Origin of the sequence: uncultured Flavobacterium sp., from assembly GCF_937967675.1 — a bacterium.
Taxonomy (GTDB): Bacteria; Bacteroidota; Bacteroidia; order Flavobacteriales; family Flavobacteriaceae; genus Flavobacterium.
Map to the genome: position 1 here is coordinate 1 of NZ_CALBSN010000109.1, position 4843 is coordinate 4843.

3 protein-coding genes and 1 pseudogene are annotated in these 4843 nt (G+C 31.7%); 1 reads left to right on the forward strand and 3 read right to left on the reverse strand.

All coding sequences use genetic code 11. The features are described 5' to 3' along the window. From Q0075_RS13150 to Q0075_RS07530, 3 genes and pseudogenes are all read right to left on the reverse strand, one after another. Positions 1 to 71 (reverse strand): annotated as a pseudogene (locus Q0075_RS13150) (inorganic diphosphatase); the annotation flags it as partial. An 81-nt stretch (positions 72 to 152) separates the two neighbouring features. Continuing rightward, on the reverse strand, positions 153 to 2636 hold the full coding sequence (locus tag Q0075_RS07525) for a DUF5686 and carboxypeptidase-like regulatory domain-containing protein (RefSeq protein WP_297868973.1): 2484 nt from the start codon (positions 2634 to 2636) through the stop codon (positions 153 to 155). Positions 2637 to 2697: 61 nt separating this feature from the next. Continuing rightward, positions 2698 to 3684 (reverse strand): pyruvate dehydrogenase complex E1 component subunit beta, encoded by a 987-nt coding sequence (locus tag Q0075_RS07530; protein WP_297868975.1) that lies wholly within the window; start codon positions 3682 to 3684, stop codon positions 2698 to 2700. 263 nt (positions 3685 to 3947) lie between these two features. Between Q0075_RS07530 and Q0075_RS07535 the strand changes: the two genes are divergently transcribed. Further along, complete coding sequence (locus tag Q0075_RS07535; protein ID WP_297868974.1) at positions 3948 to 4694, forward strand: electron transfer flavoprotein subunit beta/FixA family protein; 747 nt, start codon at positions 3948 to 3950, stop codon at positions 4692 to 4694. Positions 4695 to 4843: the final 149 nt, after the last annotated feature.

Consider the following 4843-nt stretch of genomic DNA (forward strand, 5'->3'; position numbering starts at 1 on the left):
TCGTATTTGTTTCTACTTCCTCTTGGAATCTCAATCAATACATCAAATGTAGTAATTTTATCTGCTGTCATTTTTCTTATATTTTAAAGCGGGTGCAAAGTTACCACTATAAAACATGAGAAACAAAAGAGTTTTGCAAAAAAAATATAGGTTTAAAAATAAAATCCAAAAGAAGCTTTTACGGTAAATTTATTAGCATCTGGAATGTCTAAGTAACTTCCGCGCCAAGCAAAATCGATTCGTAATACTTTAAAAATGTTGCCAATTCCAGCGTGGTATTCCCAATAAATATCTTCTGGAGCACGATACACTAAACCTGAAGCATTTATGAATCTATTTTCATCTGAAACTGTTCCGTAAACTCCTTTAATTCCAACAATCTCTCTCCAATTCAATTTACTTAACAACGGAACTCTTGAAAATAATCTTCCATTAAAATGATGTTCAAAATGCAACGAAGCATATTGATCCGCCACAAAATCATAGTAATTAAGTAAATTGTATGTATTATCGATAATAAAATACGATTGATTTCCTGGAATTACCCCCATTAAACCTAAAGGAACTTGACCAAATGTTTTACCTAATTCGAGAGTAGTAAACAATCTTCCAAAGCCACCAACTAGAACTGGTTGACGATAGTAAAATTGTAGTTTTTGATAATCAAAATCGCTATTTAAAACCCCTTTTAACCCTTGACTATAACTTAAGAAAATTCTAGCATAATTATTATCTACTTCTAAACGCTCCACACCATAACCAACGGTTCTTCTACCTGGAGTGTATTCTGCAACCAAATTAATTTCTGATTGTTTGATTTCGCTCTTAGTAGTTGTTTGAGTATTATCGGTATAATAATCTAAACTAAATTGATTAGAAGCTGACTTTAAAGTTCGGTATGACAAATTCGTTTGGAACGTTAAATTCTTTACGGGTTCAATTTCAAAACCAAGCGTTGATAAGTTAACAGACGTTAATTTATTGTTGGTTCCGCTTGAAAAGAAAGACGAAGACGCAAAACTTCTTCCCAAAACATCATTAGAGGTTGTTAAACTTACTCCTATTTGTTCTACATCTCTACGGTTTCCGGCAGAAAGAATAATTCGATTTTTCTTGTCTACCATCCATTTCCCAGAAATTCCGTATTTGAATTTATTATCTTTAAATCCGTATGCAGTATAGCCCTGAATTCTCCAAGTATCATTTGAACCAAAATAAGTTCTCCCTCCTACTCTTAACCGTTGTCCTTCAACATCATTATATCCAAAAGTTGAAAATATAGGACCAAAATCCATTTTTAATTTTGGAATTTCGATGTAGCCACTTCCAAGAATTGAAGCTAAATTGTAAATCCTTTTGAAACGCGGTACTTCTTTTAAAGTATCGAGCATTTTATAGATGCCGGCTTCGTTTTTATTTAAAGCTTCAAATCTATTTTCTTCCCAATACTCATCGGGTTTATTGAATACTGAGTTATCATAGAAATTGACCTCTTCTTTATAGAACTTATCTTCTTTTTTAATATTGAATTTATGATTTCGGGCAAGAGTAGTTCTTTTTCCATAAACTCCTTTTGATTCTTCTTTCTTCGAAAAACTAAAATCGGACATCATGTAATCTCGTTTCAACAAGAAAACAGAATCGTTCATTACTTCATACTCTTGCTCAATATAAATTTCTTTTACCCAGTTGATATTTGCACTTTTACTAGCTTCTAAATTAATTTTTTTAATAGCAAAAGTGGTATCGTTTACCCAAAAATCACCTTTAAAAGTCAATTCATTTTTACGTCTTGGATAATACACAATATTGTAACACCATTTATTATCAATAAACATACTATCATTTAAAACGTAATTGTATACATTGATTCCCGTTCTTGATAATGGACTCACAAAATCTTTATCGAAAAATTTTAAGTAATTATCATAGATATCAAAATCAGCATACAAATCTTTGATAAAAGTATTAACTCCATCACCATTCCCTAATCCTGAATTTTTATTGGCTTTTGTGATTTCCTTATATTTTTTCTTAAGATTATCACCATAAACCTCACTTAAAGTTTCATTAATAAAAATAGGCAAATACGTTTTTCCAGAAATACTAGAAGTATCAATTTGATCAAAAACAAATTCCATTCCTTTAAAAACTTTACTATTCATAAAGGCAGAATCAATGGTATTCAAATCAAATTCTACTTTTTCATATTTATCATATTCGTATTGCTTAAACATTTTAAGACCGTTTTTACGTCGACGTTCCCAAATTTTTCGCAATATATCAATAGCTGGATTGTTTTTTTTAGAAGTTTTTCCTGTGTAAATGACCACTTCTTTAAGTTCCGTTCCTGACTTTAACTCTATTTTCAACCCCGAATTCAAACCCGGCTTTAATGCAATTTCTTTCTTTTCAAATCCCACATAAGAAACTACTAAAGTGGAATAATTTTCTTTAGATTCAAAATAAAAATTCCCATTCTCATCTGTGATAACACCTTCTTTTGAATTTTTAAATATAACATTTGCAAATGCAACCGGATCTCCAAATTCATCCACAACTTTTCCGCCCACTTTGGTTTGACCCAAAAGTATGGAACTAAAAAAGAAAAAAAACACAACAATTTTTGTCTTCATAGGGAAAAAAAAACTTCACCAGTTAGTTACTGATGAAGTTCCAAATATAATAAGTTAATCGTTATTTATAAGTAACTTTTTTTACTGCCTTGATTACATCTTCAAAATTAGGCAACCATTCTTTTAATAAAGTTGGTGAGTATGGCGCAGGTGCATCTGCTGTTGTAATTCTTTGAACTGGTGCATCTAAATAATCAAATGCTCTCTCTTGAACCATATAAGTAATCTCAGAAGCAACTGATGCAAATGGCCATGCCTCTTCTAAAACTACTAATCTATTTGTTTTCTTAACCGAATTGATAATCGCATCATAATCCATAGGACGAACAGTTCTCAAATCGATAATTTCACAAGAAATTCCTTCTTTAGCTAATTCTTCAGCCGCAGCAAGAGCCTCTTTGATAATTTTACCAAAAGAAACAATTGTTACATCAGAACCTTCTCTTTTAACATCAGCAACACCTAATGGAATTGTGTATTCTCCATCTGGCACTTCGCCTTTATCACCATACATTTGTTCTGATTCCATGAAAATTACTGGGTCATTATCACGAATAGCTGCTTTTAATAAACCTTTAGCATCATACGGAGTTGAAGGCACAACCACTTTCAAACCTGGCGTATTAGCAAACCAATTTTCAAAAGCTTGTGAGTGGGTAGCTCCTAACTGACCTGCAGAAGCTGTTGGACCTCTAAATACCATTGGCATTGGGAATTGTCCACCCGACATTTGACGCATTTTTGCTGCGTTATTGATAATTTGATCAATTCCTACTAATGAAAAGTTGAATGTCATGAACTCTACAATTGGACGATTTCCATTCATAGCTGAACCTACAGCGATTCCTGCAAATCCTAATTCAGCAATAGGAGCATCAATTACACGTTTTGGTCCAAATTCATCAAGCATTCCTTTTGAAGCTTTGTAAGCTCCATTATATTCCGCAACTTCTTCCCCAATTAAATAAATCGATTCATCGCGACGCATTTCTTCGCTCATCGCCTCACATACTGCTTCTCTAAATTGTATCGTTCTCATGAAAGTAATTTCTTTGAATTATGATTGGCAAAAGTAAGAAAAATTAAATTATTCTAATTCCTAATTAAAAAAAATGGTTGTACTTTCTACTAAAACGTTTTAGAGTTAAAAAAATTTAATCATTGATTAAAAATCAAACCATTAATTAAACTATTTTTAAAAAAATCATAATTTATATAAGAATAACATATTTATTATGCATGCATAGTTTTATTTTAGAAATTATTTTGTATTTTTGGGACTGAAATATTCACTAACAAAATATATAAATAATGAAAATATTAGTTTGCATCAGTCACGTACCTGATACTACTTCAAAGATTAATTTTGTCAATGGTGACAGTGAATTTGACACAAATGGTGTTCAATTTGTGATTAATCCTAATGATGAATTTGGTTTAACAAGAGCCATTTGGTTCAAAGAGCAACAAGGAGCAAATGTTACAGTTGTAAACGTTGGTGGTGCTGACGCTGAAGCAACTTTAAGAAAAGCATTAGCAATTGGAGCTGACGAAGCAATTCGTATTAATGCGAATCCAACTGACGGAATGTTTGTTGCAAAACAATTAGCAGAAGTAGTAAAAAACGGAGGTTACGATTTAATTATCGCAGGAAAAGAATCATTAGATTATAATGGAGGAATGGTTCCTGGAATGATGGCAGCTATGTTAGGTTACAATTTCGTGAACGCTTGTGTTGGAATTGATGTAAATGGAAACGAAGCTAAAGTAACAAGAGAAATCGACGGTGGAAAAGAAATCGTTTCTGCAAGTTTACCATTGATTATTGGTGGTCAAAAAGGTGTAGTAGAAGAAAAAGATTTACGTATTCCAAACATGAGAGGCATCATGATGGCAAGAACTAAAGCCTTAACTTTAGTAGAACCAACAGGAGACGCTTCTGCAACTAAAGCAGTTAAATTTGAAAAACCAGCTGCAAAATCAGCAGTTAAATTAGTAAGTGCTGATAATTTGGATGAATTAATTAACTTATTACATAACGAAGCAAAAGTAATTTAAGATTTTTGAACACAGATTTATGATTACAGAAAACTTCATAAATCAAAAATCAAAAATCAAAAATCGTTAATCTTAAATCATAAAAATCATGTCGATATTAATATATGCTGAATCAGCAGAAGGAAAAATCAAAAAAGTAGCATTCGAAT